The following is a 26,832-nucleotide window of genomic DNA, read 5'->3' on the forward strand; positions in this document are numbered from 1 at the left end:
ACTTTAGCAATGATATTTTGTAATTTAAAGACGTAATCTTGGCGTGCCCGACAGGAATCGAACCTGTAACCCCCAGCTTAGAAGGCTGGTGCTCTATCCGGTTGAGCTACGGGCACTACTCAAGCCGGGTTTAATCCAACACAGCAGAATATACTGGTCGGGGTGGAGAGATTTGAACTCCCGACATCCTGGTCCCAAACCAGGCGCGCTACCAGGCTACGCTACACCCCGGAAAGTCGGCTAATATACCTTCTTAGAAAGTATTCGTCAAATTCCAATTTATATTTACTTGCACAGCAAATTTTTATTTCTACAGGATGGCCGGCTAATAAGGCTAAAGTAAAGACTTTTTCCAGCTCATTTGCAGAATTAGTATCAGGATAAATATGAATGATTCAATATTAATTGAAATAAACCATTTTGTCTCTATTCAACAACTTTTATTTATTACTATTGAGCAGCCACAGATTATTGATTATTGACCTGTCACAAATGGATAAAAAGCTAATAACAGATAACATCTACGTCTCCTCCGTCCTTTATTTCTAATATTTCTTGATCAATACAGCACCTTATCTATTCCTTTAGATTCTCCATTGTATGAGAAAATCCAGATACGTTGCCGCTTACTGAAAATAATATTTTGATAGCTTGATACCTGAAAAGAGAATGATTCATACAACCATCTTGTTTCACTAACTTAGCTAAGGTATAGTGGCGACCTGCCATTTAATATATCCAAGCAGGAGAGCGCGCTTTATTTAAGCGCCGCCGAAGGCGTAACCCCCCCGGAATCGCTCAGGTATAGTTATAAAAACAGCATTGACTAAAAAACTGCTTGCGACAGGCAATCTGGAGAGCGCCGAACTAACTGTGAGTTCAGCCACCGAAGGGGCACGCGGACAGAATTCTACCGTAAAACTCTCAGGTAAAAGGACAGAGGGGTGAAGTCCAAGAGAAGGCTTCATTTTTTATCTTAGGGAGAAAATCTGTGCTAAAAATAACCCCTCTTAATCAGACCCACCGAGAAATGAACGCAAAAATGGTTGATTTCGGTGGTTGGGATATGCCGCTTCATTATGGATCACAACTAGAAGAACACCATAAGATCAGGCAGGATGCAGGCATGTTCGATGTGTCACATATGCTGGTTGTCGATATTCATGGGGAAAATGTTCGTCATTTCCTGCGGCAACTGGTTGCCAATAATGTAGATAAGCTTACTGTATCAGGTAAAGCGCTTTATACTTGTATGCTTAATCCTGATGGCGGAATCATTGATGATCTTATTATCTATTTTTTATCAGAATCCTGGTTTCGATTAGTAGTCAATGCAGGTACTGCAGATAAAGATGTTGCATGGATCACCTCACAACGTGATAAAACCGCACCTTATCTCGAAATAAAACCACGCCGTGATTTGGCAATGATTGCTGTACAAGGCCCCAATGCGCGCGTTAAAGTCTGGCAAGTCATACCCGGTGCCCAGTCAACCACGGACAATCTAAAGCAATTCCAAGCAGCCTCATTCGAGCAATATTTTATCGCACGCACGGGCTATACCGGGGAAGATGGTTTTGAAATTATTTTACCCGCCAATGACGCAGTGGATTTCTGGAAAAAACTATACGCAGCGGGTGTAGCGCCGGCAGGATTAGGTGCACGCGATACGTTGCGTTTAGAAGCAGGAATGAATCTTTATGGTCAGGACATGGATGAAACCACTAACCCACTCGAATCAGGATTAGCCTGGACAGTCGATCTAAAAAGCGAGCGGGATTTTATTGGTAAGCAAGCGCTCTTGCAAACTACTACCAAACGACAATTATTCGGTCTATTATTATTGGATAAAGGTGTACTTCGTAGTCATCAGAAAGTGGTAACGCATCGTGATCAAGCTGATGGTGAGGGAGAAATTACCAGCGGTGGTTTCTCACCCACGCTTAATCAATCAATCGCTTTGGCACGCCTGCCAGCAGAAGTCGCCATTGGCGAAGAAGTTCATGTACTGGTACGAGATAAAAAACTCGCTGCCAAAGTCGTAAAATATCCATTTGTACGAAACGGTCAAATTTTGGTTTGACCCCGAGACCAATAAAATTTTCCTAATTTTGGAGTTAAAAAATGAGTATCCCAACACAACTAAAATATACAAAATCACATGAATGGGTAAAATCCGAAAGTGATGGCACAATCACGGTAGGCATCACCCAGCACGCTCAAGAATTACTCGGAGACATGGTATTTGTTGAATTACCAAAAATTGGCCGCACGCTTGCACAAAAAGAGGAATGCGTGGTGGTTGAATCTGTCAAAGCTGCAGCCGATGTTTATTCTCCTGTAGCAGGTGAAGTGGTTGCAGTGAACTCTGAATTGGAGTCTTCACCAGAGAAAATCAATCAAGATCCCTATCAAGCATGGTTATTTAAATTGAAGCCAGCCAATGCTGCTGATCTAGCAGGTTTACTTGATGCGCAAGGGTATGAAAAAGCATTGGAAAGCGAAGGGCATTAATTTCCAGTTCTTTTCTTTTTGATTCATTGCAACAAAATACTTTACACACTATCAATCATGCCGTTCATTCCTCATACTGAAGAAGATGTCAAAGAAATGCTTGCCAGTATCGGAGCAAGCTCTATTGAAGAATTATTTGATGAAATTCCGCCTGACCTAAAAACAGGCGCATTAACATGTGTACCCCCAGGCATGTCTGAGATGGAGATCTCAAGACTCATGCTGGAGCGCGCGCAAGCTGATGGCTTTTATCTCAGCTTCATTGGCGCGGGGGCCTATGAGCACCATATTCCTGCAGCAGTCTGGCAAATCACCACTCGCGGTGAATTCTATTCTTCCTATACGCCCTATCAAGCTGAAGCGAGCCAGGGTACGCTCCAATTATTGTATGAATACCAGACAATGATGGCCTCATTAACTGGTATGGACGTATCCAACGCCAGCCTATATGACGGTGCCACGGCACTTGCTGAGGCTGCTTTGATGGCTGTTCGCCAACATAAGACATCGCGCCGTATCCTGGTGCCGCGCACGGTTCATCCTGCTTACCGCAAGGTATTAAGCGCTATCGTCAGAAACCAGGATATTGAGGTAGTGGAAATTCCTTTCTGCCCTGAGTCAGGACAGGTTCTGCTTGAACATCTTGAACCGTTTGGCCAGGAAGATTTTGCTGCACTCGTCATTCCTCAACCTAATTTCTTTGGTGTTCTTGAGCAAGTCGATGCGATGACAGACTGGGCGCACGCAAAACATTCATCAGTCATCGCTGTCGTTAACCCAATGTCACTGGCGATGCTGGTGCCCCCAGGTGAATGGGGCACTCAAGGTGCAGATATTGCCGTGGGTGAAGGTCAACCTCTGGGTATTCCTCTTTCCAGCGGTGGGCCTTATTTCGGGTTTATGACCTGCAAGCATGACTTGGTTCGCCAAATGCCAGGGCGCATCATCGGCCGGACGGTTGATTTAGATAATAAACCAGGTTTTGTGCTGACTTTACAAGCACGCGAACAACATATCCGCCGCTCCAAAGCCACCTCGAATATTTGTACTAATCAAGGATTAATGGTAACAGCAGCCACCATTTATATGTCTTTATTAGGCCCTGAAGGATTACGGCAGGTAGCGGCTCAATCACATGCCAATATGTTACAGTTAGCAGAGCAATTGGAGCAATTACCTGGGGTAAAACGAGTCTATAGCGGACCTTGTTTTCATGAGGTTGCACTGACACTGCCGAGACCAGTTAATGAAATTCTACAAGCCCTTAAGGAACAAGGAATTCTTGGCGGATTAAACTTGCAAGAGCATTACCCTGAATTGGAGAATGCTTTGCTGGTATGTGCCACCGAAACGAAAACAGCTGATGATTTGAACAAGTACAGCGAAATGCTCGGGAAGATTCTTAAAAAATACGGTTGAATCGAATTCCCATTATGATGCAGTTTTAGTTGCTTTGAATTAATCTCCAATTATGTAAAGATTATATGTTGATATTTGAACACTCACGACCTGGACGGCGTAATCGCTCGCAATTTTCAACCACCACAGCAGAAAAAAAGAATATTCCACAAAATCTGCTACGCAAATCGCCCATGCTTCTGCCGGAGGCTTCAGAGATGGATGTCGTGCGTCATTACACCCGTCTCTCCCAAAAGAATTTTTCGATCGACACGGAATTCTACCCACTGGGTTCCTGTACTATGAAATACAACCCGCGCGCTTGCAATGCGCTCGCGATGTTACCGCAGTTTCTGGCACGACATCCTTTGGCGCCCGAAGACACAGGACAAGGCTTTCTTGCCTGTATGTATGAATTGCAGGAAATATTGAAGGATGTGACCGGGATGGCAGGAGTCAGTCTGACACCCATGGCAGGGGCACAAGGTGAGCTCATCGGAGTCATGATGATACGCGCCTACCATGAAGCGCGCGGCGACAAAAATCGCACGGAAATCATCGTTCCTGATGCTGCGCATGGCACCAATCCGGCTACTGCTGTCATGTGCGGCTACAAAGTTGTTGAAATAGCCACAGATAAAGAAGGCAATGTGGATATGGCTGCATTAAAAGCAGCGGTCGGGCCACAGACTGCGGGTTTGATGCTGACTAATCCCTCAACTTTGGGAGTTTTTGAGAAAAATGTTTCCGAGATGAGCCGTATCGTTCATGATGCAGGTGGGTTATTGTATTATGATGGAGCTAACCTTAACGCTGTACTCGGTAAAGTCAAACCAGGCGATATGGGGTTCGATGTTATTCATATCAATTTACACAAAACTTTTTCAACACCTCATGGCGGCGGTGGCCCTGGCGCGGCCCCAGTAGGTGTCGCCGAGCGTTTGCTGCCCTATTTACCTGTACCTATGGTTGCTCATGAAAGGGGAGTTTATCGCTGGTTGACTGAAAAGGATGTACCACACACAATCGGTCGATTATCCGCACATATGGGGAATGCGGGGGTATTGCTGCGAGCTTATGTTTATGTACGTTTGCTGGGCGTAAAAGGAATGAACCGTGTTTCTGAGTACGCCACGCTCAACGCCAATTATTTAATGGCAGAATTGAGCAAAGCCGGCTTTGAGATTGCCTTCCCGACCCGACGCGCCAGCCATGAGTTTATCGTCACGCTGAAAGATATCAAAGAAAAAACAGGTGTCACTGCGATGAATTTAGCTAAACGACTCCTGGATAAAGGCTACCATGCGCCTACCACCTATTTTCCAATCTTAATTCCCGAGTGTTTGCTCATTGAACCCGCCGAAACAGAGTCCAAAGAGACGTTAGACGCATTTACTGCTGCCATGAAGGAAATTCTGGTAGAAATTCAGGAGCAACCAGACATGGTAAAAAGTGCTCCGCATGATATGCCTCTACGCAAACTGGATGACGTCAAAGCTGCCCGGGAATTAGATTTAACCTGGAAGCCATAATCCATTGCGATTGTACTTCACATATTAGCTGACTCCCCGACTGATCTGTTTGAATATTGATCTGTTCGGGGAAAAGCTGTTCTAAGGTACCTCAGATACTCTCAAGCTCTCACACTTATAATCCATGCATACACTTATATGCGGCTCTATTGCTTATGACACCATAATGGTGTTTCAGGACCATTTTAAGCACCATATTTTGCCTGACAAACTTCATGTGCTAAATGTGGCCTTTCTGGTCCCCGACATGCGTCGTGAGTTCGGAGGATGTGCTGCCAATATTGCTTATAATCTAAACATGTTGGGTGGAAATCCAATGATCATGGCCACCGTAGGCAATGATTTCCAGCCTTATGCTTATCGGTTAGAGAAATTGAATTTGGCAAAAGTCTATATTCGTCAGATAAATGAAGCATTTACTGCGCAGGCGTTTATTACAACGGATTTAGATGATAACCAAATTACGGCCTTTCATCCTGGTGCTATGAATTTTTCGCACTATAATTCTGTAAAAGATGCCAAGGATATCAATCTGGGCATCATTGCACCCGATGGTCGAGAGGGAATGATTGCTCATGCACGCGAATTCCACGAATGCGGTATTCCTTTTATATTTGATCCCGGTCAAGGGCTACCAATGTTCAATGGTGATGAATTGATTGATTTTGTCGCTAAAGCTGATTATATCGCAGTCAATGATTATGAAGGCCAGTTGCTGCAAGAACGTACAAAATACACTTTGAGTGAGCTTGCCGGTAACGTGAAAGCCCTGATCATTACTAAAGGCGCACAGGGATCGACAATTTATGCAGAAGGTCGCCAACTTGAAATTCCTTGCGTTAAGTCCGATACTATTATCGATCCCACGGGTTGTGGGGATGCTTATCGAGCTGGATTACTTTATGGCATCACCCATGATATGGATTGGCAAACCACTGGCCAGCTTGCTTCATTATTAGGTGCCATCAAAATTGCACACCGTGGCGGCCAGAATCATCGGTTTAGTCATGACGAAATCGATCAGCTTTATTTTGAAGCATTTGGGAATCGAATCTTCTAGAAGAAACGGAATTTGGATTAGGATTGAGATAAATCTACTCTACTCTTCCTCAAGGTGCATTAACCGCCTTATGATCTCATGAATAGCATCCAAACTTCTAAAATAATTCAGGTCATCAGACTCGTTAGACTATTGCTGCATATCTTTTCTGGTTTGTTTCAATCCCTTGCCTATCCTTATTTTAGTCGACCCAGGCAGAGATATATGGTACGCAAATGGGCGACAAAACTGCTTGAAATTTTGAATATTAAATTAAGTTGTCGTGGCTCCTTACCCCCTGAAGATAAGCAGCGTGTCATATTAATTGCCAATCATATCTCCTGGCTGGATATCATAATTATTCTGGCACTATATCCTGTCAGATTTGTAGCTAAAACTGAGATTCTCAGCTGGCCCTTACTTAACATCTTATGTGATAGAGCGGGGACCATATTTATTGCACGCGGGAAACGCAATGATACGCGACGCGTTAACCAGGATATCGGTGAAGTACTGGTGGGTGGAGATAGTGTTGCCATCTTTCCAGAAGGCAGAACGAGTGATGGGACAGCTCTTCTTCACTTTCATGCCTCTTTGCTCCAATCTGCGGTAACCGTGCAAGCCATTCTATACCCGGTTGCAATCAGATATCGCGATATAGCAGGAGCGTCTAATACGAACGTTGCCTATGTCGACTCGACTATCGTAGAGTCGCTAAAACTTATACTGAAGCAACCTACCATTAAGGCTGAATTATATTTTCTGGATCCAATCAATTGTACAGGCAAAAATCGGCGAGAATTAACACGCTTATCAGAGCATGCTATTGCTGAAACGCTACAATTACCCGTTATAAGCAAGGCACCTGAAAAACTTTCCGGTCTTCCAGACGAATAGCAGTAAGCTTCCCTTTCCAAAAACAACCTGTATCCAACGCTATCAAGTTTTCCCTTATCTGTAGGCCGAGCGCAGACCAATGACCAAAAATAAGGGTTGTTGATTTGCTGGCACGATGAGGTACTTCAAACCACGGTAGGTAACCTTGAGGAATAGACTGCAGCAGACCTTTATAGGTAAAATCCATCCTACCGTCCGCTGTACAAACACGTAGACGAGTCATCGCATTAATAATGACGCGCAAGCGTTCATAGCCAGCCAAGCCGTCATGCCAGAAATTGGGTTCATTGCCATACATATGTAACAAAAATTCATGATAATTTTGTTTACATAAGGCAGTTTCTACTTCATGTGCAAGCTCTGCTGCTTGAGGAATATCCCAGCTTGGTAATATCCCAGCATGGACTAAAGCATATTCATCCTCAACATAAAACAATTTTTGATGGCGCAACCAGTTGAGTAAATCATTACGATCAGGCGCATCCAGTATATCCTGCAACGTATCACCTGAATGCTGTTTGCTCAAGCCTTCTGCAACCAGAAGCAAATGTAAATCATGATTACCCAATACTGGAATAACTGCGTTGTCTAGTTCTATGATAGAACGCAACAAAGTGAGTGAATCTGGCCCACGGTTGACGAGATCACCCACTAACCACAATTTATCTCTTGTAGCGTTAAACCCAATTAATTCAACAAGCTGTTGGAATGATTGATAGCAACCTTGCACATCGCCAATAGCGTAAGTGGCCATAATGAGACCGGATAATTAGGATTTGATTTTCTTTACCGCAAGCCTAGCACATCTTGCATATCAAACAAGCCATTACGTTGCGTAGCAAGGAACCGGGCAGCGCGTAATGCTCCGACAGCAAATGTTTTGCGACTACTAGCCTTGTGAGTGATCTCTATGCGTTCACCTATACCCGCAAAAATAGCAGTATGATCACCTACTATATCGCCACCACGAATCGTTGCAAAACCAATTGTTTCAGCAGCACGCTCTCCGGTGACGCCTTCACGGCCATAAACTGCGACTTTCGTGAGGTCTCTGGCCAATGTTTGCGCAATTACTTCGCCCATACGCAAAGCCGTACCAGACGGTGCATCTACTTTGTGCCGATGATGTGCTTCTACAATTTCTATATCGTAATCATTAAGTAACTTGCTTGCAGCCACTTCTAATAGTTTGAACATGACATTTACACCCACACTCATATTGGGAGCAAATACGATCGCAATATCCTCCGATGCCGCCTTGAGTACTTCTTTCTCAGCTGCCGAAAATCCAGTGGTGCCAATGACCATTTTTATACCGGCATTACGGCAGATGGCGAGATGCGCCAGTGTGCCGGCTGGACGCGTAAAATCTATCAGCACATCACTACCAGGTAACGCTGACACAAAATCGCTCTTAATCGGGATACCACAAGGTGATCCAATCAGCTCACCCGCATCCTTCATTAAGAATGGATTATCTTTTTGGTCCAATGCAGCAGATAACCGCATATCTGATGACTCAGCAATCATTTCCAGCAGCACTCTACCCATGCGCCCGGTACTTCCAGCCACAGCAATATTCAGAATTGTCATTTTTCCAGAAAAACTATCTAATTAGTTAATTCCATTCTACCCCATTCCGAGATTGAACTGATTGGATCTCTGTAGATCAAATAATAGGGTGAATTTATTCCTTACTGCTTGCTACAACCTGTTTTGTCAAGCTATTCTATTCTTGGGAACCTTTATCATTTTCACCCTGATCTTCTTTCAAGTATGGCAGACGCTCTTCTCCCAGACGAGGCGTTGCTGACAACAAATTATCTGAAGAAGGAGAAAGTGAAAAATCGCCGTTAATATGAGAAAGCCGATCGCCATCAAAAATTACAGTAAGCGTTCGCTTCTCAGACAATGTTCCACGTGGTGCCAAATAATAAAAATAGTCCCAGCGATTGTTATGGAACACATCAGTAATAAGTGGTGTGCCTAAAACAAAACGCACTTGCGACCGGGTCATCCCCGGTTTTAATTTCTCTATCATTTCTTGAGTAACTACATTACCCTGCTGGATATCGATTTTATAAGGCAGTGCAGGGATATAAGTACAACCAAAAAATAAAAAAGCAACCAATAACAGTAGTATTTTTAGATGCATACTAAGCACGGGTATGATGTTCAAAGGAGTATTTTCAAAGTGAACTAAGCACTATACTATATGATACAGCAAATAATTTCTCGGATTGATTAAACCATGAGCAAATATGAAGATCTCAAAGGCATTGACCTCAAAACAATTGGCTTAAAAACGACCCTGCCCCGCCTCAAGATACTCAACCTGTTTGAGAATAGCTCGGTTCGCCACTTATCGGCAGAAGATGTCTATAAGGAATTACTCAATGAAGGAGAAGATATTGGTCTTGCGACAGTCTACCGTGTATTAACGCAGTTTGAGCAGGCTGGTTTACTTGAACGCCATCATTTTGAAAGTGGCAAAGCTGTGTTCGAACTAAGTAGTGACTCGCATCATGATCATTTAGTTTGTTTACAATGCGGTCGTGTAGAAGAATTTTATGATGCAGAAATCGAGAAACGCCAAATCAGAATCGCCAAAGACCGTGGATTCAGTCTGCAGGCCCACTCACTGTCGCTCTATGCTGATTGTACTAAAACAGATTGCCCTTATCGAAAATTATGAAATACCCGCTGCGAAATATTAGGAACAGGGCATGGCGATTTATCGGAATCAGTTATGGATGGAGTACAGCATCATTTGTTTTCCTTCCTCTTTGCTTGCTGCTGATTTCACTTTCTGTACAAGCACAATCTGTCATTGACGAGCAAATTCGTCAACTAGAAACTGACTTATTACAAATAAATCAAAATCAACAAAATATTTATCAGCAATTCCAGATGACGCAAGAACTTCGTCGTAATGAATTACAACAGCAAGAAGAAATCACTTCTATTCCTCCCATGGGAACATATCCTCAAACAGGAGCAGCCCCCGAACTGGGATCAGCCAAAATGAGCGATTTTTTACCAGAAGTAACCATCGGCGGTTCTCCGCCAAGTTACGAAGAAATGGTCCGAAAAAAGCAAGAGCGCCAGAAGCGGATACAGCAATACAACTCGGATCTGGATCGACTCCATGCCCAATATCAAGAATTGGAAACTGAAAAAAGAGTTCTAATGGAACAAATAATTGACTTGAGGCGAAGCAAGCAACAAGAAGAGCTCACTCGATAAAATAAAATGGCGTGACTTAGGTTAAATAAGCCTTCCAGTCACGCCTCAATTCCAACTACACTTTATAATTTTATTATTATCAATATATTTTCTTCTCAGTATTACTTCGATCCTTAGCGATATTCCCTGTTTTTACTGTATTTCCACACTGATAAGCATCACCGGAAGCATGTGGATAGGAATCAGATTCTGTTGAATTTTCTCGCCACACGAGATGGGTAGCTTTAAGCTCCGAAGCCATTCTTAAGGCTCTGTCTTCCGCCTTATGCTTTCTCGCATTCATAGATAACTTACCCCAATCTGAGCTTCCCCATACTTTCCCAAGATAATTACATCTTTTACTCTCCATCTCGGCTTTAGCAACTTGAACAATGTTATATGAATTTCCTGCTGCTACGGCAACAGCTGTCACAAAGCCGAGAGAGATAACCAAAGCTTGTATACCGATCAGAAGTATCCGCGGTAGTGCAATTATGAAATTAAATAATTTAATTTTCATTTCACTTATACCTTTAAATTTTCAATTATTTTCTACTTGGTATAATTGCATTAGTATACGTGCTCATCCGTCAACAGTAATATGCTTGCTTTATACGAACAATAATTTCACTTCCCGTCTCTATTAAAAATTATACCAATCAGGTACTCTTAAATTTCACCTTTAATTCCCAATATAAACAAATGAAATTTGTTACGATTCAACCTTTGAGCCTCTTCTTATGGATGAATGATATTGGTAAAAGAGTGAGAAAATAAGTAGGTTAGAATGAAATATATTGTTGTTTGTAAGGACACAATAAAATAATTTATAATTCAATATTTGGTTATGATGAGAAATTAATTTATGCAAGATCTTAATCTGATTGCCACCTTTGCACGTGTTGTAGAAGCAGGCAGCTTTGCTGAAGCAGCCCGCCGCATGGATACTTCTCGCTCTGCAGTAAGTAAAGCTGTAGCTAAACTTGAAGTTGATCTAGGCGCAAGATTGCTGAATCGCAGCACACGTCATCTTAGCTTGACCGAAGTGGGGAGTGCCTTTGCCGAACATTCGGTACGCATCCTGGAAGAAGCAGAGCACGCTGAGCAGGTGGTTACAAGTCTACATGCCGAACCGCGGGGTATGCTGAGAATTTGTGCCTCGGTGGCATTTGGTACTCTTCACGTTGCACCTGCCCTGGCTGATTTCCTTGCTCGATATCCCGAAATTCGAATTGATTTGACCATTACGGATCGTCCAGTAGATATCGTGGAAGAAGGATACGATGTCATCATTCGTGTCACTGGCGAACCAAACCTTAATTTGATAGCTCGTAAGCTGGCTCCTGTACGTCGAAAACTGGTTGCCACCCCGGACTATTTTCTTAGACGCGGCGTGCCACTAACACCGAGTGACCTGGTTAATCATAATTGCCTCGACTACACCCTTTCAGGTGAGCAAGGTTACTGGCGCTTTAAAGGGCCGGAAGGAGAAATTGCCGTACCTGTTTCAGGAACACTGCGTATCAACGATGACGATGCGCTTTCTCAAGCTGTGCTCGGCGGTCTGGGGATTGCTCTGTTACCCACCTTTACCATTGGAAAAGAACTGCAAAATGGTCATTTACAGGCTGTATTGTCTGAATATATCCCGGTAGAACGCTATGTGTATGCGTGTTATCTTCCTAATCGTTATCTGCCAGCCAAGGTTCGCTCATTTATTGATTTTCTTTCAGCACGGATTGGCAGAGAACCTTATTGGGATAGCCCGTCTGCACAACCCGAACCTAAAAATCGTCCATCAAACTCTATGAAACATGAATGATAAAATTATCGCCTAGGCATATATAAATCGGTTATCGTATTCTCTGCTATCTCCGCAGAGAAGAAAATCGTTTCAGATAAAGTCGGATGAGGATGAATGGTCAGACTGATATCTTGCGCATCGACGCCCATCTCCAGCGCGAGTACGGCTTCTGCAATTAACTCACCAGCATGCGTACCGACAATACCTGCACCCAGGATTTGACGGGAATTTTTATCTAATAACAACTTGGTGAAGCCTTCTTCCCGCGCCATGGCAATCGCGCGGCCGCTGGCTGCCCAAGGAAATATCGCTTTTTCATAATCAATTCCTTGTTTTTTGGCTTCGATCTCAGTCAAACCCATCCAGGCAATTTCTGGATCAGTATAAGCCACTGAAGGGATAGCACGTGCATCAAAGGCTACTTTGTGCCCAGCAATCACCTCGGCAGCAAGTTTACCTTCATGCGTCGCCTTATGCGCTAGCATAGGCTCGCCTGCAATATCACCAATCGCAAAAATATGCGGGATATTGGTGCGCATTTGCCCATCCACCGGAATAAAACCACGCTCGTTTACCTGCACATTTGCATGTTCTGCACCAATCATTTTTCCATTAGGACGACGCCCAACTGCAACCAGAATACGATCATATAATTGAGGCTCAGGTGCATGATCCCCTTCGAAAAACACATTTAATCCTTTCTCTCCGGCTTCAATCTTACTGACCTTGGTGCCGAAATAGATCGCTTCATAACGTTTCAATATATGCTGGTAAAGCGGTTTGACCAGATCACTATCAGCCCCCGGAATGAGTTGATCCATCTGCTCGACTATGCTTATTTGGCTGCCCAGCGCATCATACACGGTCGCCATTTCCAGGCCGATAATGCCCCCACCGATCACCAGCATCCGTTTAGGAATATCCCGCAATCTCAATGCATCGGTAGAATCCATCATACGGCCATCATCATAAGGAAAACCCGGAATACGCGTGGCAGTGGAACCTGCAGCGATAATACAATGATCGAATGAAACCGTTTTGATACCGTCAGCGGTGTTCACTTCCATCATGTTAGGGGAAACAAACTTACCGGCACCCTGGATAATTTCTACCTTGCGCTGTTTGGCAAGTGCTGCCAACCCTTTAGTGAGCTTACCCACAACAGACTCTTTCCAAGTTCGCAACTTATCGATAGCGATCTGAGGCTGGCTAAAAATAATACCCTGCTGCTCGATCTCTTTAGTCTCAGCAATCACCTTCGCCACATGCAGCAGTGCTTTAGAAGGAATACAGCCCACATTCAGGCATACTCCCCCTAGTGTGGGATAACGCTCTATCAGTACCACTTGCTTACCCAGATCAGCTGCACGGAAAGCTGCCGTGTAACCACCCGGCCCTGCCCCCAGCACAACGACTTCGGCATGTTGAGTCCCGCGCGTGGTCGCTGCTGTCCGGGCTTCAGTTGAAGCAGTTTCTGGTGCTGGAGCGGGAGCAGGAGCAAGGACTTCTAACGTCATGATCGGTGATCCCTGCGATATCTTATCTCCCACCTTAACGAGCATTTCCTTGACAAGCCCTGCTTCAGGAGAAGGTACTTCCATCGAGGCTTTCTCCGTCTCCAGGGTAATTAATGAAGTTTCTTTTTCAATCTTATCACCTGGTTTAACCAGCACTTCAATGACGGAAACGGCTTTGAAATCGCCAATATCAGGAACTTCTACTTTAATTAGATTTGCCATACTTCTTGTTTTTAAAATTGAGAAGATTTGAGGGTGATCAATTCATCGGTTACTGTCGTATCTGGCCATCGCCGAGCACGATAAATTTCTGACTCGTCAGTCCTTCCAATCCTACCGGACCGCGTGCATGAATTTTATCGGTGGAAATACCAATTTCTGCCCCCAGCCCATATTCAAAGCCATCGGCAAAACGCGTGGAAGTATTGACCATGACTGAACTTGAATCCACTTCGCGCAGAAAACGGCGTACATGACTATAATTTTCTGTCACAATTGCATCGGTATGCTGAGACCCATAGGCAGTAATATGCTCGATTGCCTGATCCAGACCACTAACAACGCCGATATTCAGGATAGGCGCCAGGTATTCGGTGCGCCAGTCTTCTTCTGTGGCCAGTTTCATTTGCGGAATAATGGCACAAGCCGCCTTGTTACCTCGTAGCTCGACATCTTTATCCAGGTAGATTTTGCAAAGAGGAGGCAAAACTTGTTTGGCAACGCCTTCATGCACGAGTAAGGTTTCCATGGTATTGCACGTGCCATAGCGCTGTGTCTTGGCATTGTCAGCAATACGGATGGCTTTTTCCAGATCGGCTTGATCGTCGATATAAACATGACAGATCCCATCCAGATGCTTGATCACAGGGATGCATGCCTCACTGGAAATGCGCTCAATGAGTCCTTTGCCTCCGCGTGGCACAATGATGTCGACAAATTCTTTCATGGTAATCAGCTCACCCACTGCCGCACGGTCGCTGGTTTCAATTATTTGCACGGCTGTTTCCGGCAGCCTGGCAGCCCGTAGCCCTTCTTTCACACAGACAGCAATGGCTTGATTGCTGTGCATCGCTTCCGATCCGCCGCGCAATATCGCTGCATTGCCTGCTTTCAGGCATAGACCCGCTGCATCCGCGGTTACATTCGGTCGCGCTTCATAAATGATGCCGATCACCCCCAACGGTACGCGCATTTTGCCTACTTGAATACCGGAAGGCCGATAATTCAAATCACTCATCTCGCCAATAGGATCAGACAAAGCTGCAATTTGCAGCAAGCCATCAGCCATGCTTGCGATACTCTTAGAAGAAAGCGCCAAACGGTCGATCATCGCTGAACCCAACCCTTTAGCTTTTGCATTCTCGAGATCGCGTGTATTGGCACCTAATAAATTTTTCTCATCGTGCCTGATCGCTTTGGCCATTGCAATGAGTGCCTGGTTTTTGCTTGCCGTATCCGCTTTTGCCATTAAACGCGAAGCAGTTCGGGCATTCTGCCCAACCGCTTGCATGTAAACTTTAATATTTGTGATATCCATCAAGTAACTCCAAAGTGAGCAGTAGCTCGAAATGGACAGCATCTTAAGAAATCAGAAATTTTTCTCACTCTAATTTTTAAAAATAATTGATTCTATCCAAAGCTAATAAGAAATATAGCGCATTATTTTACATGGCGTATTGATATGTCACATGCTTTTTTGGATGCAGACAAATCCACTCTAATCGATAAAGTTGATTATTCTGGTGAAGTACAAACTAAATGTATGCAACTAAAAAACTCGGCATCTTAATAGTCTTACTAATAGACTTACGGCTTACAACCATTGTGCCCACAAACGCCCCGCCCTTTCCAGGATGCGCGTACTGATGGAACGTTTTCTCCATTTTTCTAACGTAACGAGCTTGGAAGATTTCAAATCATTCTCAAATAATGTTTGCATTTGCGTACCGAAATCCTGCCCCAGGATGACTGCGTTAATTTCCTGGTTGTTAAGGAAACTAAGCCAATCGAGGTTAGTTGAGCCTATAGTCGACCATACTCCGTCTATAAGCGTAGTTTTAGCATGTAATAATGTATCTTGCCGCACATAAATTTTTACACCGGCGCTCAATAGCTCATCAAAATATGAACGCGACGCATAATACACCAGGGCTGAATCTGTTTTCCCGGGTAATAATATTCTCACGTCTACTCTGCGCTTAGCCGCTGCCTTTAATGCAGCAAGCAAATGCGGATCTGGCACAAAATAAGCACTAGTCAGAAAGATCTGGGTTTCTGCACTATTAATAGCCGAAAGCAAAGTTACATAGATCGGGTTATAATCTTTTTCTGGCGAACTGCCGATCACGCGTATTACCTCAGAGCCCTTATTAGTGAGCTCAGGAAAATAATTTCGCTGGGCCAATGGTTCACCTTTTTGCTCATTCCATATGGACATGAACAGCTTCTGAAATTCACTCACCACTGGGCCCACTATTTGCACATGGGTATCTCGCCACGGATTCCCACTTCTGGTTGATTTAGATCTGGCGGTTGATTTAGATTTGACGAGTGACCCTCTCGAGTACTCGGTGCTGATATTGGCACTACCCACAAAAGCAATCTGTCCATCAACGATCAAAAGTTTTCGGTGATCACGTCGGGTAACCTGCCAGTTTTTTGGGGCAATAAGTGGATTGACAGGATTGAATTCGAGGACATTAACACCATTTTCTTTCAGTGAAGCGAAGAACTCACGGGGTGTATCAATAGATCCCACACTATCATAAATGAGATTTACTTGTACCCCGCTCTTTTGTTTTCTAATTAATAGTTCAGCAAAAAGATTACCAATTTCATCATTCTTGATAAAGTAAATCTCCATATTGATATGGTCCTTGGCATTCTCCATGGCAGCGTACATGGATCGATAAGTGTCTGGACTATCTATCAACAACTCTACTTTGTTGCCTGCCATAAGATGACTATCGACAATTTCCGATGCGAATGCCAGATGCCTATCGAAAATATGGGTCTCTACGTCATTATTTTTCAGTCTGGAAAGAATCTCGTTACTCTGCTTTTGAGATAAGGGTCCATGCGCGTCAAAAAGTTGTACAGGATGCGATGACTGCATTGCCATGTCTGGCACTATGAGGGGTATTGTTGAGCTACACCCTATAAGAAGGGTCAGGCAAAGAACTGCTAGAAGCCTAACAATCTTGATATACCTGATTTTCTTTAAATACATTAGTTTTCCCTCTAAGCAGCTTTTTGTTAATTTTATGAATGAAAAAGTGGACTCAGCGAATATCCTCAGCGGTTAGCTTATTTGTGCAAGGTAAGCCTGAGCATTGTTCCCACGCCACATTATAGACAGGTGTTTTTTTATAGAGGTAACAATCTAGCCCAGTTTTCGTGAAGGGCAGTACTTTATAGAGAGGAGACTTGGAACGGAAGTTATCAACGGTTTTTTTTGCGTCCATCAACCGTTAAATACTGATGTGTCAACACTTTTCCGGACAAAAAGTTAAGTAACATTTTGCTGCAACTCGAATTCAACGGGTGCTATATATCCATTAGCTGAATGCAATCGCTCCCGGTTGTAAGACACTTTCACGACCGCCAGATACAACCAGCTTTCCAGGGTATGAATATAAGTGAGATAGCCCACATATATACCTGATTTATCTGATCTCTGGAGAAAGGACGATCCGAGTAAGCAGGCGCAATAGGCAATTCATGCTTTGAATGGGGGTGGCTTTAAATCGACGTTTGGTTTTAAAGACCAGTCCGGCTTCCTTCATTAGCCGGCTTATTCGCCGCCGACCCACGGATTGACCCTGGTGAGACATAGCTATTTTGAGACGGCGAGTGCCGTATGTATTCCGGCTTTTTTAAATACTTTAAATATCGCTGAGTTACCCATCTTCTCGTTCCCTGAAGGAAGGAATTCGATGCAGCCAATCATAGCAGGCACTCTGCGAGACCTGTAACAACCGGCACATCGATAACACGGCGAATTCACCCTGATGCGGTTTGATCCAGGCTACTTCACCGTTGCCCCCCGGCAAAGTACGCGGCAGCCTCTTTTAATAGGTCGCGCTCCCCGGTTAGTCGGGCAGCCTCTTTTTTAGCCGCTTTAGCTCTTCATAGGGATGCTCGTCAGTGCGCACTGCCTTTATGTTATCAATCGGACGACTGTATTTACTTGTCCAAGGATGCAAGGTGGTTTCATTCACACCAATTTCCTTGGCGGTTTGGGCTACAGGTTTACCCGATTCTATGGCCAACTTTACCGAGGACTCCCTAAATTCAGCTGTCAGCTGTATAGACTTTGGTTTTTTGTCAGATCATTTTAAACACATTCCTTCTTTCAGTTATTTTAAGGAATGTGTCCAGTTTAGTGTAGCCACATCAGGGCGAAAGTGGTCTTGCGCAGATAGGCGCGTTTGCGGTCGAGTTCATCGGGCAGACGCTTGATAAAGAGCATACCAAAGATAAGTTCCTTGAATTCGCTCGCATCCATCTTGCCGCGCAGAATATCGGTGGCCTTGAAAAGAAAATTTTCAAGTTGGGAAAGAGTAATTTTTTCTTGCTTCATGGACAAGTTATTGCTCTGCCATCTGAATAGTGTGCACTACCTGTTTTAGGCTGTTTTTTTTCAGGAGATCCGTTAAGATTTCTTCGTGGATTTGAACATGGTTCCTTTTACTGAGGAATCTAGAATTGCACTGAAATGTACACCAAAGTTTCATATAATCCAAGCTAACTAACCATTGAGAAAGAAAACAAGCATTGCCTGGGGCTGTGTACCAGGGATTCTTTTCAGCAGATGCCAGGTACATCGTTTGTATACGGCAGACGAAGGTATCGATTATTTTTAAACTTTTTGGGCCAATTAAACGGCCTGATTCGTTAGAGGGAAAGTAAATGCGTTACTGGTTAATGAAATCCGAACCAACAGAAGTCAGCATTGATGATCTGGCGGCAAGGCCCGGGCAGACCGTTGCATGGGATGGGGTAAGAAATTATCAGGCGCGTAATTTTATGCGTAATCAAATGCAGGTTGGTGATCAGGCGTTTTTCTATCATTCCAGTTGCGCCGAGCCCGGTATTGTCGGCATCACCACAGTTTCCAAGCTCGCTTATCCCGATGTCACACAGTTCGATCCTAAAAGTAAATACTATGACCCCAAAGCCACGCCAGAAAGCCCTCGATGGTTTAATGTAGAAGTCACGCTCGTCAAAAAAACCCGCCTACTTTCCCTCAAGGAATTACGCAGTCACCCCGAACTCGCCAATATGAGAATCCTGCAAAAAGGCAATCGCTTATCCATCACTCCCATCGACCCGGCAGAATGGGCATTTATTATGGGTATATTATGAGCAAGTTGCTTTTATCGCTTGCAGCGATGCCATTTTTATTGCTAAAACTTAAGCTGAATACCTTAGCTAAATAGCATGGAATGGTGGTTAATTTATTTATCGCTCGGCGCTGGGGTTGGTTTTCTCGCAGGTTTGCTGGGAATTGGCGGCGGCTTAGTCATTGTCCCTGTGCTGGCTTATATCTTTACCGCCCAGGATTTTCCGTCGGACCGTATTTTGCATCTGGCACTCGGTACCACTATGGCCACGATCATCTTCACTTCACTTGCCAGCTTGCGCATGCATCATGCGTATGGGGCGGTTAACTGGTGGGTCGTCAAGTATCTGGCGCCGGGCATTATCTTGGGAACCATGACAGGCTCTACGCTTGCTGGACAACTGTCCACTCAGGCATTAGGTATCATCTTCGTCATCTTCATTTATTATGCCGCAACACAAATGTGGCTTAACATTACACCCACTTCCCGTCATGCTCTACCTGGTAAATTTGGTATGGTGGCAGCAGGTAGTCTGATCGGCGCACTTTCCAGCCTGGTCGCGATTGGCGGAGGTCTGCTGACGGTGCCTTTTCTTTCCATGTGTAATGTCAAGCTGCAATACGCGATTGGCACATCGGCTGCAGTAGGTTTTCCGATCGCATTAGCAGGCACTATGGGTTACATCATTAATGGCTTGTTGCTGACGCAGCCGCTACCCGACTATAGCTTGGGTTATGTGTATCTGCCCGCACTCGGCTGGATTGCGGCAGCCAGCATGCTGACTGCTCCACTCGGAGCTAAAATTACGCATAAGATGAAAACAGCCACGCTTAGAAAAATATTTGTGATACTGCTTTATTTCCTGGGCACTAAAATGCTGTTCAATCTGTTTTAGGATTAGTAAGTTTTACTTGGTTAATCGATATAACGCTTCCTCATATCGCTCTATCGTTTGGGTAAGAATGTCCTCAGGAATAGCAGGTGCAGGAGGCTGCTTATTCCACTTGAGCTGCTCCAGCCAGTCACGAATGAATTGCTTATCATAACTTGGTGGATTTTTCCCAGGCTGGTATTGATCGGCCGGCCAGAAACGTGATGAATCTGGGGTCAACACCTCATCGATCAGGTAGAGATTGCCTGCCCCATCCTGGCCAAATTCGAATTTGGTATCAGCGATGATCACGCCGCGGGTAGCGGCATAATCGGCGGCTTCAGTATACAGTGCGATTGTTTTGCTGCGCACTTCTTGAGCAAGCGCTTGCCCCATTAACTGTTCACATTGCTCAAATGAAATATTTTCATCATGGGCCCCTGCCACTGCCTTGGTAGAAGGCGTAAAAATAGCGCCTGTTGGTAGTTTTTCTGCTTCCTGTAAATTTTGCGGTAACATAATGCCGCTGATGGCTCCTGTTCGCTGATAATCTTTCCAACCTGAACCGACAATATAACCGCGCACGATTGCCTCGATCGGCAACGGCTTTAATCGTTTGACAACAAAGGCGCGGTCGATCACCTGCTCGCGCTCTTCAGGTGCTACCACAGATTCAGGCGAAATGTCGGTTAAATGATTAGGCAGGATGTGATGCAGCTTTTTGAACCAGAAATTGGATAATTTCGTCAAGACCTTACCTTTGCCAGGGACCGGTGTTGGCAATATCACATCGAATGCTGACAGACGATCGGTCTGAACAATCAATAAATTATTCTCATCAACTGCATAAATATCACGCACTTTGCCCCGATGCAGCAAAGGCAAGCTTTTCAGGTTAGTTTCAAACAGGGCAATGGTATGAGTCATGGATCAATTTTAATTAAATTCTTCAATAATAATTTAGCAATTTTTTAACGATACCTTGATCGCTTCTGCTTGCTGCAAAGCCTGTTCAACCGTATCAGCGAGCACCGTAAAATGCCCCATTTTTCTGCCCGGCCTCGCTTCATGTTTGCCGTATAAATGGAGTTTGGCATTGGGATTGCTTAATACCTTATTCCAATCCGGTTCTCCTGATTGCCACAGATCACCCAGCAAATTCACCATCACGACCGGCGTGTGCAGCGCAGTACTTCCTTGTGGCAGGCGGCACAATATCCGAGCTTGCTGCTCGAATTGCGAAGTAATACAGGCATCCAGGGTATAGTGGCCACTATTGTGCGGACGGGGCGCAATTTCATTGATAAATAACCGCCCGTCGGTAAGCACAAAGAACTCGATGCAGAGCACCCCGCGGTAATCCAGTTTAATCGCTACCTCAGTGGCTATTTTTTTGGCGTGTTGCACAATGCCTTCTGGTATCCTGGCAGGAACAATACTCATATCGAGAATGCCATGCATATGCTGATTCTCAGCTACTGGAAACAGGCTGATCTCACCATCAAAGTCACGCGCAACAATCACGGAAATCTCACATGCAAGGGGTAACAATTGCTCCAGCACACAAGGCTGCTGTTGCAAGTAAGTGAAAGCATCCGATAATTCATGAGAAGTATGGATTCTTACCTGCCCTTTGCCATCATAACCGAACTGGCTGACTTTAAGGATGCCAGGAAAAAATAGCGCATCGATTGCAGCCGACAAATCATCCTTATTTTGAATCGCTAAAAAGGGCGCAACCGAAAAACCATTGGCTGCTAGAAACTGTTTTTCCAGCAGGCGGTTTTGTGCGATAGAAACACTTGTCGCAGGGGGACTCACGACACAATGTTGTTCCAGAAACCGCAGTACGTCCGCAGGCACATTTTCAAATTCCGTGGTGACGCCTGCACAGGTAGTACTGAGTTCATGTAAAGCAGTCACATCATGATAGTCCGCGCATAAATGCCGTTCAGCGATACTGCCAGCAGGGCTGCCTTCAGCAGGATCCAAAACCGTTACGCGATAGCCCATACTTTGTGCTGCCATGGTAAACATGCGTCCAAGCTGGCCACCGCCCAGCAAGCCCAGCATTGCTCCGGGAATAATACTACTCATGATTCAGGCAAAGTCATGGCAGCCACTGAATCTGCTTGCGCTGCTCGAAATGATTCAAGGCGCTTGACCAGTGTGCTGTCTCCCATCGCCAGTAATGCAACAGCAAAAAGCCCGGCATTGGCTGCGCCTGCTTCACCAATGGCAAAAGTGGCAACGGGCACTCCCTTTGGCATCTGCACAATGGAAAGTAGCGAATCCACTCCTTGCAAGTGCTTGGAAGTCACTGGCACTCCGAGTACCGGCAAAGTGGTTTTGGCCGCGATCATGCCAGGTAAATGCGCCGCCCCCCCTGCCCCTGCAATAATGCATCGGATACCTCGTTCTATTGCTGTAGCTGCAAATTTAAACATACGATCTGGTGTTCGATGCGCTGACACGATCAAGGTTTCGTGCGGGATATCAAAATCTTTGAGGATCCGGGCAGCCTGTTGCATGACGTTCCAATCACTGCTACTGCCCATGACAATACTGACTAATGGATTATCCATTCAGAACGGAATACTGGATTAACAATCTTAAATAATGACGAAAGTGGTAATAATAAACTAGAATTTGATTTTGAAGCTGGATGTTTAACAGTTTATTCCACATCTTGTGGTAATCTCACGCTTTAGCACCTATTAACTGGCAAGCAACTCTATGAATTTTCAGCGGGGTCAAAAAAAAGAAGAGCCGGAGATCAATCTTGTTCCGATGATCGATGTCCTACTGGTCATCCTGATTTTTCTGGTGATTACCACGACTTACTCGAAATATGCCGATCTCGAGATTACGCTGCCAGAAACAACCACTACGGAAGTTGCTAAACAAAGCGAACGACCTCATACCATTGATGTGACCGTAAGCGCAACAGGTAACTACACCATCAATCGGATACCCATAACCTTTTCTAACACTGAGGGATTACGCAATGAATTGCAATCTGCCGCCAAGGATGAGAAAAATCCAGTTATCATTATTACTGCAGATGCAAAGGCCGCCCATCAATCGGTGATAAAGGTCATGGAAGCTGCTCGGCTTGCCGGGTACAATCAGGTGACATTTACGACAGAAACTACAGAAGCAAAAAATAACCCCAAGTAATTTAACTTCGGATAATATTTTTTCTTGATCGATTATTAATCATATGCCAATAGCTTCTTTGTTCAATTTCATTTTTAAAGGAAGAAAAATGAGCACTAATCTGGAAAATTTTTCTAAAGCTGCACAATCCGGTAACACTTATGTCCTTGCTCCCCTCCCCTATGCAGATAATGCACTGGAACCGGTTATTTCTGCCCATACCATGAGCTTCCACTATGGCAAGCATCACAAAGCGTACGTTGATAATTTGAACAAATTGCTAGCAGATAATAATGCATTGGCTGGACAATCACTGGAAAATATCATCACTGCCACTGCAGGTCAGGCAGATAAAGCAGGTATTTTCAATAATGCTGCTCAAGTCTGGAATCATATGTTTTATTGGCATAGTCTCATCCCTAAAGGTGGTGGCGAGCCTCCTGCCAGTTTGAAACAAAAAATTGAAGCCTCATTTGATAGCGTGGACGCCTGTAAAAAGGAATTTGCCAATGCCGCCGTCACGCAATTTGGCAGTGGCTGGGCTTGGCTGGTGCAGGAAGGAGATAAACTGGCTATTCTCAAAACGGGCAATGCAGATTCGCCCCTTACCAAAAATAGCAGACCTTTGCTGACTATTGATGTTTGGGAGCATGCCTATTATCTCGACTATCAAAATCGACGGCCTGATTATGTCAATACAATTCTCGATAAACTCATCAATTGGGAATTTGCTGCTTCAAACCTGCGTTAATTTCTCGGATTTATGACAAATATTACCATTGCACTTTCAAAAGGGCGTATTTTCGAGGATACCGCGCCTTTTCTGAAAGCAGCCGGGATCGTCGCACAGGACGATCCCGACACCTCACGGAAACTGATCATTGCAACCAATAATCCGAAGGTGCGTCTTATCATGGTACGCGCCTCGGATGTACCGACTTATGTGCATTATGGCGCAGCTGATCTGGGTGTTGCCGGGAAAGATGTCATGTTGGAGCATGGTGGCGCGGGTCTTTATCAGCCGCTCGATTTACAGATTGCCCGCTGTCGCATGATGGTCGCCGTACCTGAGGATTTCGATTATGAATCAGCAGTTTTTCAAGGTGCCCGCTTAAGGGTTGCCACTAAATATCTCAAAACTGCGCGCGATCATTTTGCTGAGAAGGGCATGCATGTCGACCTCATCAAATTATATGGTTCAATGGAGCTTGCGCCGTTGGTCGGTCTGGCAGATGCCATTGTCGATCTCGTGTCGAGCGGTAACACCTTGAAAGCCAATCACTTGAAAGCGGTGGAAGAGATCCTGACCATTTCAGCACGATTGATCATTAATCAGGCAGCGCTCAAACTAAAGCGTGAAGCGATTCAACCGCTGCTTGAAGCATTTAAAACAGCCATTAAAACCGTTTAAAGCAGAGGCAGGGATGCTTGTATCCTCGTTGCCTACTGCCATTATTCTTCAGAGTCCATAGTGATATGATAAAACTCAATCGATTGTCTTCCACCGATGCTACATTTGATGAAGCCCTGCACGCTTTATTGGCTTTTGAAAGCACGCAGGATGAAACCGTTAATAACACAGTCAACCATATCCTGACCGATATCAAAAAGCGTGGAGATGATGCATTACTTGATTATACTCGTCGCTTTGATCATTTAGAGCTCTCCTCGATTAGCGAGATTGAACTGCCTAAAAACGTCTGGCAACACGCTTTACAGCGGCTTCAAACCGCCGAAAGAGAGGCACTGGAACAAGCTGCACGGCGCATACGTCTCTATCATGAAAGACAATTATCACAATCCTGGCACTATACTGAGCCAGATGGCACCTTGCTGGGGCAGAAAATCACTGCACTCGATCGCGTAGGACTATATGTACCTGGCGGCAAAGCTTCCTATCCCTCCTCTGTGCTGATGAATGCTATTCCGGCCAAGGTGGCGGGTGTTAACGAGCTGATTATGGTCGTTCCCACACCCCATGGTGAAAAAAATGACCTGGTGCTTGCTGCCGCAGCCATTGCTGCAGTCGATCGTATTTTTACCATAGGAGGCGCTCAGGCAATCGGTGCCTTGGCTTATGGTACAGCGACTATACCTAAAGTCGATAAAATCGTAGGACCTGGCAATGCTTATGTAGCAGCAGCCAAACGCTTTGTGTTCGGTCTGGTGGGTATCGATATGGTCGCGGGCCCTTCAGAAATACTGGTGATTTGTGATGGCAATATTGAGCCCGATTGGATCGCCATGGATTTATTTTCCCAGGCCGAGCACGATGAACAGGCGCAAGCCATATTGCTTTGCCCTGAACAAGATTTTCTTGATGCAGTGGCGGCAAGCATCACCCGGCAGCTTGAAGCCATGCCTCGAAAAGAGGTCATTCGCGCCTCACTGGAAGCACGGGGAGCCTTGATCAAGGTACGCGATTTAGAGGAAGCCTGCCTCATCGCCAACCGGATTGCCCCCGAGCATCTGGAGTTATCCGTATCCAATCCAGAGCAGTGGATTGACAAATTGAAACACGCCGGTGCAATTTTTATGGGACATCATACTTGTGAAGCACTGGGTGATTATTGTGCCGGGCCCAATCACGTGTTGCCGACTTCCGGCACGGCGCGTTTTTCTTCACCCTTGGGTGTTTACGACTTTCAGAAACGCACCAGTCTGATCCAGGTATCCCCGCAAAGCGCCTCTACACTGGGTGCGATTGCGGCTACTCTGGCCAGAGGCGAGGGATTACAAGCCCATGCCATGTCTGCTGAATTTCGCTGTAAATAATTCGTTGAAACAGAGCAATACTTACATGAGCAAAGCATTTGTCAAAGAAACGGATACAGCTGACGAGTTTGATGAAGAAGCATTTCTTTCGCCACTCCCGCCTGCTAGCAAAAACTATATTACTCCAGGTGGTTATGCTCGTCTGAAAGAAGAATATTTATGGCTGCTTAATAAAGAACGACCCGATGTGACTGCAATGGTGGCATGGGCCGCTGGCAATGGAGACCGCTCTGAAAATGGCGACTATCTCTACGGGAAGAAACGTTTGCGTGAAATAGACAAGCGGCTACGCTTTCTATCCAAACGGCTGGATATGGCTGAAATCATCGATCCGACAGCACCACGTGAAGATCCCTCACGCATCTTTTTTGGTGCAACTGTCTGCTATGCTGATCAAAACGGCCATGAAAAAACTGTTTCTATTGTCGGAATGGATGAAACCGATCCCTTGAGCGGCTATATCAGCTGGATCTCTCCTGCAGCGCGCGCGCTGATTTCTGCGCGGGAAGGTGATACTGTTACTCTGCTCACACCTGCCGGCACCGAGAGACTCGATATCCTGTCAGTCGATTATCAACCAATTTTTATTCCGCCCTTTAAACCTGTTACCTCAGAATAACTCTCTTTCGAATTGAGTTTTCCCCACCCAGGTCTCTTATGCCGCTATGTGTTAATTTATGAATCTCATACCACGCTAATCATAACTTATTGAATTTAATTATAGAAATGAACTTAATATAAATTGATTTATTTGGA

Annotated in this window: 28 protein-coding genes, 2 tRNA genes, 1 pseudogene and 2 riboswitches; of the genes and pseudogenes, 16 read left to right on the top strand and 15 right to left on the bottom strand. The window is 44.9% G+C overall.

Annotated features, from left to right (window positions below; genetic code table 11):
- Nucleotides 1-39: 39 nt before the first annotated feature.
- Together BM283_RS04125 and BM283_RS04130 are read right to left on the bottom strand one after the other, a co-directional pair.
- Nucleotides 40-116 (bottom strand) — tRNA-Arg (locus BM283_RS04125).
- A 38-nt stretch (nt 117-154) separates the two neighbouring features.
- A tRNA-Pro gene (locus BM283_RS04130) sits at nt 155-231 on the bottom strand.
- 502 nt (nt 232-733) lie between these two features.
- Nucleotides 734-830: riboswitch (glycine riboswitch) on the top strand.
- Nucleotides 831-842: 12 nt separating this feature from the next.
- Nucleotides 843-950: riboswitch (glycine riboswitch) on the top strand.
- A 41-nt stretch (nt 951-991) separates the two neighbouring features.
- Between BM283_RS04130 and gcvT the strand changes: the two genes are divergently transcribed.
- The 6 genes from gcvT to BM283_RS04160 all read left to right on the top strand — a co-directional run bounded on the left by gcvT (nt 992) and on the right by BM283_RS04160 (nt 7,380).
- The gene (gene gcvT / locus BM283_RS04135) at nt 992-2,083 is read left to right on the top strand and encodes a glycine cleavage system aminomethyltransferase GcvT (RefSeq protein ID WP_090689950.1); all 1,092 of its coding nucleotides are present in this window, start codon (nt 992-994) and stop codon (nt 2,081-2,083) included.
- Nucleotides 2,084-2,124: 41 nt separating this feature from the next.
- Nucleotides 2,125-2,514 (top strand): glycine cleavage system protein GcvH, encoded by a 390-nt coding sequence (gene gcvH / locus BM283_RS04140; protein ID WP_090689953.1) that lies wholly within the window; start codon nt 2,125-2,127, stop codon nt 2,512-2,514.
- 57 nt (nt 2,515-2,571) lie between these two features.
- The gene (gene gcvPA / locus BM283_RS04145) at nt 2,572-3,933 is read left to right on the top strand and encodes an aminomethyl-transferring glycine dehydrogenase subunit GcvPA (RefSeq protein ID WP_090689955.1); all 1,362 of its coding nucleotides are present in this window, start codon (nt 2,572-2,574) and stop codon (nt 3,931-3,933) included.
- 65 nt (nt 3,934-3,998) lie between these two features.
- On the top strand, nt 3,999-5,444 hold the full coding sequence (gene gcvPB / locus BM283_RS04150; RefSeq protein ID WP_090689957.1) for an aminomethyl-transferring glycine dehydrogenase subunit GcvPB: 1,446 nt from the start codon (nt 3,999-4,001) through the stop codon (nt 5,442-5,444).
- A gap of 124 nt (nt 5,445-5,568) precedes the next feature.
- Nucleotides 5,569-6,504 carry a carbohydrate kinase family protein gene (locus BM283_RS04155; RefSeq protein ID WP_090689959.1) on the top strand — a complete coding sequence of 312 codons (936 nt, stop codon included), beginning with the start codon at nt 5,569-5,571 and terminating at the stop codon, nt 6,502-6,504.
- Between the two features lie 204 nt (nt 6,505-6,708).
- Nucleotides 6,709-7,380, top strand: coding sequence for a lysophospholipid acyltransferase family protein (locus BM283_RS04160; RefSeq protein WP_254776151.1), 672 nt, complete (start codon nt 6,709-6,711; stop codon nt 7,378-7,380).
- On the opposite strand, the gene BM283_RS04165 is transcribed toward BM283_RS04160, so the two are convergent.
- The 3 genes from BM283_RS04165 to BM283_RS04175 form a co-directional block, all read right to left on the bottom strand.
- The gene (locus BM283_RS04165) at nt 7,334-8,134 is read right to left on the bottom strand and encodes a symmetrical bis(5'-nucleosyl)-tetraphosphatase (protein ID WP_090689964.1); all 801 of its coding nucleotides are present in this window, start codon (nt 8,132-8,134) and stop codon (nt 7,334-7,336) included. The two genes, BM283_RS04160 and BM283_RS04165, sit on opposite strands and share 47 nt — an antisense overlap.
- 32 nt (nt 8,135-8,166) lie before the next feature.
- The gene (gene dapB, locus BM283_RS04170) at nt 8,167-8,973 is read right to left on the bottom strand and encodes a 4-hydroxy-tetrahydrodipicolinate reductase (protein WP_090689966.1); all 807 of its coding nucleotides are present in this window, start codon (nt 8,971-8,973) and stop codon (nt 8,167-8,169) included.
- A gap of 136 nt (nt 8,974-9,109) precedes the next feature.
- A complete protein-coding gene (locus tag BM283_RS04175; RefSeq protein WP_090689969.1) occupies nt 9,110-9,535 on the bottom strand; it encodes an outer membrane protein assembly factor BamE in 426 nt (141 codons plus the stop codon).
- Between the two features lie 96 nt (nt 9,536-9,631).
- Here BM283_RS04175 and fur point away from each other — a divergent pair, with 96 nt between their 5' ends.
- Both fur and BM283_RS04185 read left to right on the top strand, forming a co-directional pair.
- Nucleotides 9,632-10,075: a ferric iron uptake transcriptional regulator gene (gene fur / locus BM283_RS04180; RefSeq protein WP_046850747.1), complete on the top strand. Its 444-nt coding sequence runs from the start codon at nt 9,632-9,634 to the stop codon at nt 10,073-10,075.
- Nucleotides 10,072-10,626 carry a hypothetical protein gene (locus tag BM283_RS04185; RefSeq protein WP_090689971.1) on the top strand — a complete coding sequence of 185 codons (555 nt, stop codon included), beginning with the start codon at nt 10,072-10,074 and terminating at the stop codon, nt 10,624-10,626. The genes fur and BM283_RS04185 overlap by 4 nt, the downstream gene beginning before the upstream one ends.
- Before the next feature lie 79 nt (nt 10,627-10,705).
- Here the strand turns inward: BM283_RS04185 and BM283_RS04190 are convergent, their stop codons facing one another.
- Nucleotides 10,706-11,125, bottom strand: a complete 420-nt coding sequence (locus BM283_RS04190; RefSeq protein ID WP_090689973.1) for a hypothetical protein — start codon at nt 11,123-11,125, stop codon at nt 10,706-10,708.
- A 345-nt stretch (nt 11,126-11,470) separates the two neighbouring features.
- Between BM283_RS04190 and BM283_RS04195 the strand changes: the two genes are divergently transcribed.
- Nucleotides 11,471-12,427, top strand: a complete 957-nt coding sequence (locus BM283_RS04195; RefSeq protein WP_090689977.1) for a LysR family transcriptional regulator — start codon at nt 11,471-11,473, stop codon at nt 12,425-12,427.
- Nucleotides 12,428-12,432: 5 nt separating this feature from the next.
- Here BM283_RS04195 and lpdA read toward each other — a convergent pair whose 3' ends face one another.
- The 6 genes and pseudogenes from lpdA to BM283_RS04225 form a co-directional block, all read right to left on the bottom strand.
- A complete protein-coding gene (lpdA, locus tag BM283_RS04200) occupies nt 12,433-14,148 on the bottom strand; it encodes a dihydrolipoyl dehydrogenase (RefSeq protein WP_090689979.1) in 1,716 nt (571 codons plus the stop codon).
- Between the two features lie 49 nt (nt 14,149-14,197).
- Entirely contained in the window at nt 14,198-15,463 is a 1,266-nt protein-coding gene (locus BM283_RS04205) for a glutamate-5-semialdehyde dehydrogenase (protein WP_090689982.1), read from the bottom strand.
- 276 nt (nt 15,464-15,739) lie between these two features.
- Nucleotides 15,740-17,047, bottom strand: coding sequence for a cardiolipin synthase (cls, locus tag BM283_RS04210; RefSeq protein WP_368086401.1), 1,308 nt, complete (start codon nt 17,045-17,047; stop codon nt 15,740-15,742).
- Between the two features lie 544 nt (nt 17,048-17,591).
- Nucleotides 17,592-17,789, bottom strand: a pseudogene (locus tag BM283_RS20470) (IS3 family transposase); the annotation flags it as partial.
- A 228-nt stretch (nt 17,790-18,017) separates the two neighbouring features.
- On the bottom strand, nt 18,018-18,236 hold the full coding sequence (locus BM283_RS04220; RefSeq protein WP_090689989.1) for a transposase: 219 nt from the start codon (nt 18,234-18,236) through the stop codon (nt 18,018-18,020).
- A 71-nt stretch (nt 18,237-18,307) separates the two neighbouring features.
- A complete protein-coding gene (locus BM283_RS04225; RefSeq protein WP_217646434.1) occupies nt 18,308-18,508 on the bottom strand; it encodes a type I restriction-modification system subunit M N-terminal domain-containing protein in 201 nt (66 codons plus the stop codon).
- 329 nt (nt 18,509-18,837) lie between these two features.
- Here BM283_RS04225 and BM283_RS04230 point away from each other — a divergent pair, with 329 nt between their 5' ends.
- On the top strand, nt 18,838-19,293 hold the full coding sequence (locus BM283_RS04230; protein WP_090689991.1) for an EVE domain-containing protein: 456 nt from the start codon (nt 18,838-18,840) through the stop codon (nt 19,291-19,293).
- A 75-nt stretch (nt 19,294-19,368) separates the two neighbouring features.
- The gene (locus BM283_RS04235) at nt 19,369-20,166 is read left to right on the top strand and encodes a sulfite exporter TauE/SafE family protein (RefSeq protein ID WP_090689993.1); all 798 of its coding nucleotides are present in this window, start codon (nt 19,369-19,371) and stop codon (nt 20,164-20,166) included.
- 12 nt (nt 20,167-20,178) lie between these two features.
- Here the strand turns inward: BM283_RS04235 and BM283_RS04240 are convergent, their stop codons facing one another.
- The 3 genes from BM283_RS04240 to purE are packed head-to-tail and all read right to left on the bottom strand — an operon-like array spanning nt 20,179 to nt 22,727.
- Nucleotides 20,179-21,069: a phosphoribosylaminoimidazolesuccinocarboxamide synthase gene (locus BM283_RS04240; protein ID WP_090689996.1), complete on the bottom strand. Its 891-nt coding sequence runs from the start codon at nt 21,067-21,069 to the stop codon at nt 20,179-20,181.
- Nucleotides 21,070-21,102: 33 nt separating this feature from the next.
- Nucleotides 21,103-22,239 (bottom strand): 5-(carboxyamino)imidazole ribonucleotide synthase, encoded by a 1,137-nt coding sequence (locus BM283_RS04245; protein ID WP_090689999.1) that lies wholly within the window; start codon nt 22,237-22,239, stop codon nt 21,103-21,105.
- Entirely contained in the window at nt 22,236-22,727 is a 492-nt protein-coding gene (purE, locus tag BM283_RS04250) for a 5-(carboxyamino)imidazole ribonucleotide mutase (protein WP_090690002.1), read from the bottom strand. The genes BM283_RS04245 and purE overlap by 4 nt, the downstream gene beginning before the upstream one ends.
- Nucleotides 22,728-22,878: 151 nt before the next feature.
- On the opposite strand from purE, the gene BM283_RS04255 reads away from it, so the two are divergent.
- The 5 genes from BM283_RS04255 (at nt 22,879) to greB (ending at nt 26,695) form a co-directional block, all read left to right on the top strand.
- Entirely contained in the window at nt 22,879-23,322 is a 444-nt protein-coding gene (locus tag BM283_RS04255) for an ExbD/TolR family protein (protein ID WP_090690005.1), read from the top strand.
- Nucleotides 23,323-23,410: 88 nt separating this feature from the next.
- The gene (locus BM283_RS04260) at nt 23,411-24,052 is read left to right on the top strand and encodes a superoxide dismutase (RefSeq protein WP_090690007.1); all 642 of its coding nucleotides are present in this window, start codon (nt 23,411-23,413) and stop codon (nt 24,050-24,052) included.
- Nucleotides 24,053-24,064: 12 nt separating this feature from the next.
- A complete protein-coding gene (gene hisG / locus BM283_RS04265) occupies nt 24,065-24,712 on the top strand; it encodes an ATP phosphoribosyltransferase (RefSeq protein ID WP_090690010.1) in 648 nt (215 codons plus the stop codon).
- A 65-nt stretch (nt 24,713-24,777) separates the two neighbouring features.
- Nucleotides 24,778-26,076 carry a histidinol dehydrogenase gene (hisD, locus tag BM283_RS04270; RefSeq protein WP_175492022.1) on the top strand — a complete coding sequence of 433 codons (1,299 nt, stop codon included), beginning with the start codon at nt 24,778-24,780 and terminating at the stop codon, nt 26,074-26,076.
- Between the two features lie 25 nt (nt 26,077-26,101).
- Nucleotides 26,102-26,695 (top strand): transcription elongation factor GreB, encoded by a 594-nt coding sequence (gene greB, locus BM283_RS04275; RefSeq protein ID WP_090690012.1) that lies wholly within the window; start codon nt 26,102-26,104, stop codon nt 26,693-26,695.
- The last annotated feature ends 137 nt before the right edge of the window (nt 26,696-26,832 follow it).

The sequence above is a fragment of the Nitrosomonas sp. Nm34 genome, from assembly GCF_900113925.1.
GTDB lineage: Bacteria > Pseudomonadota > Gammaproteobacteria > Burkholderiales > Nitrosomonadaceae > Nitrosomonas.

Bases quoted from the DNA above. Each gene is read 5' to 3' on its own strand.
- gcvH (WP_090689953.1), top strand. From the start codon at position 2,125: ATGAGTATCCCAACACAACTAAAATATACAAAATCACATGAATGGGTA.
- gcvPA (WP_090689955.1), top strand. From the start codon at position 2,572: ATGCCGTTCATTCCTCATACTGAAGAAGATGTCAAAGAAATGCTTGCC.
- gcvPB (WP_090689957.1), top strand. From the start codon at position 3,999: ATGTTGATATTTGAACACTCACGACCTGGACGGCGTAATCGCTCGCAA.
- BM283_RS04155 (WP_090689959.1), top strand. From the start codon at position 5,569: ATGCATACACTTATATGCGGCTCTATTGCTTATGACACCATAATGGTG.
- BM283_RS04160 (WP_254776151.1), top strand. From the start codon at position 6,709: ATGGTACGCAAATGGGCGACAAAACTGCTTGAAATTTTGAATATTAAA.
- BM283_RS04165 (WP_090689964.1), bottom strand. From the start codon at position 8,134: ATGGCCACTTACGCTATTGGCGATGTGCAAGGTTGCTATCAATCATTC.
- dapB (WP_090689966.1), bottom strand. From the start codon at position 8,973: ATGACAATTCTGAATATTGCTGTGGCTGGAAGTACCGGGCGCATGGGT.
- BM283_RS04175 (WP_090689969.1), bottom strand. From the start codon at position 9,535: ATGCATCTAAAAATACTACTGTTATTGGTTGCTTTTTTATTTTTTGGT.
- fur (WP_046850747.1), top strand. From the start codon at position 9,632: ATGAGCAAATATGAAGATCTCAAAGGCATTGACCTCAAAACAATTGGC.
- BM283_RS04185 (WP_090689971.1), top strand. From the start codon at position 10,072: ATGAAATACCCGCTGCGAAATATTAGGAACAGGGCATGGCGATTTATC.
- BM283_RS04190 (WP_090689973.1), bottom strand. From the start codon at position 11,125: ATGAAAATTAAATTATTTAATTTCATAATTGCACTACCGCGGATACTT.
- BM283_RS04195 (WP_090689977.1), top strand. From the start codon at position 11,471: ATGCAAGATCTTAATCTGATTGCCACCTTTGCACGTGTTGTAGAAGCA.
- lpdA (WP_090689979.1), bottom strand. From the start codon at position 14,148: ATGGCAAATCTAATTAAAGTAGAAGTTCCTGATATTGGCGATTTCAAA.
- BM283_RS04205 (WP_090689982.1), bottom strand. From the start codon at position 15,463: ATGGATATCACAAATATTAAAGTTTACATGCAAGCGGTTGGGCAGAAT.
- cls (WP_368086401.1), bottom strand. From the start codon at position 17,047: ATGGCAATGCAGTCATCGCATCCTGTACAACTTTTTGACGCGCATGGA.
- BM283_RS04225 (WP_217646434.1), bottom strand. From the start codon at position 18,508: ATGAAGCAAGAAAAAATTACTCTTTCCCAACTTGAAAATTTTCTTTTC.
- BM283_RS04230 (WP_090689991.1), top strand. From the start codon at position 18,838: ATGCGTTACTGGTTAATGAAATCCGAACCAACAGAAGTCAGCATTGAT.
- BM283_RS04235 (WP_090689993.1), top strand. From the start codon at position 19,369: ATGGAATGGTGGTTAATTTATTTATCGCTCGGCGCTGGGGTTGGTTTT.
- BM283_RS04240 (WP_090689996.1), bottom strand. From the start codon at position 21,069: ATGACTCATACCATTGCCCTGTTTGAAACTAACCTGAAAAGCTTGCCT.
- BM283_RS04245 (WP_090689999.1), bottom strand. From the start codon at position 22,239: ATGAGTAGTATTATTCCCGGAGCAATGCTGGGCTTGCTGGGCGGTGGC.
- purE (WP_090690002.1), bottom strand. From the start codon at position 22,727: ATGGATAATCCATTAGTCAGTATTGTCATGGGCAGTAGCAGTGATTGG.
- BM283_RS04255 (WP_090690005.1), top strand. From the start codon at position 22,879: ATGAATTTTCAGCGGGGTCAAAAAAAAGAAGAGCCGGAGATCAATCTT.
- BM283_RS04260 (WP_090690007.1), top strand. From the start codon at position 23,411: ATGAGCACTAATCTGGAAAATTTTTCTAAAGCTGCACAATCCGGTAAC.
- hisG (WP_090690010.1), top strand. From the start codon at position 24,065: ATGACAAATATTACCATTGCACTTTCAAAAGGGCGTATTTTCGAGGAT.
- hisD (WP_175492022.1), top strand. From the start codon at position 24,778: ATGATAAAACTCAATCGATTGTCTTCCACCGATGCTACATTTGATGAA.
- greB (WP_090690012.1), top strand. From the start codon at position 26,102: ATGAGCAAAGCATTTGTCAAAGAAACGGATACAGCTGACGAGTTTGAT.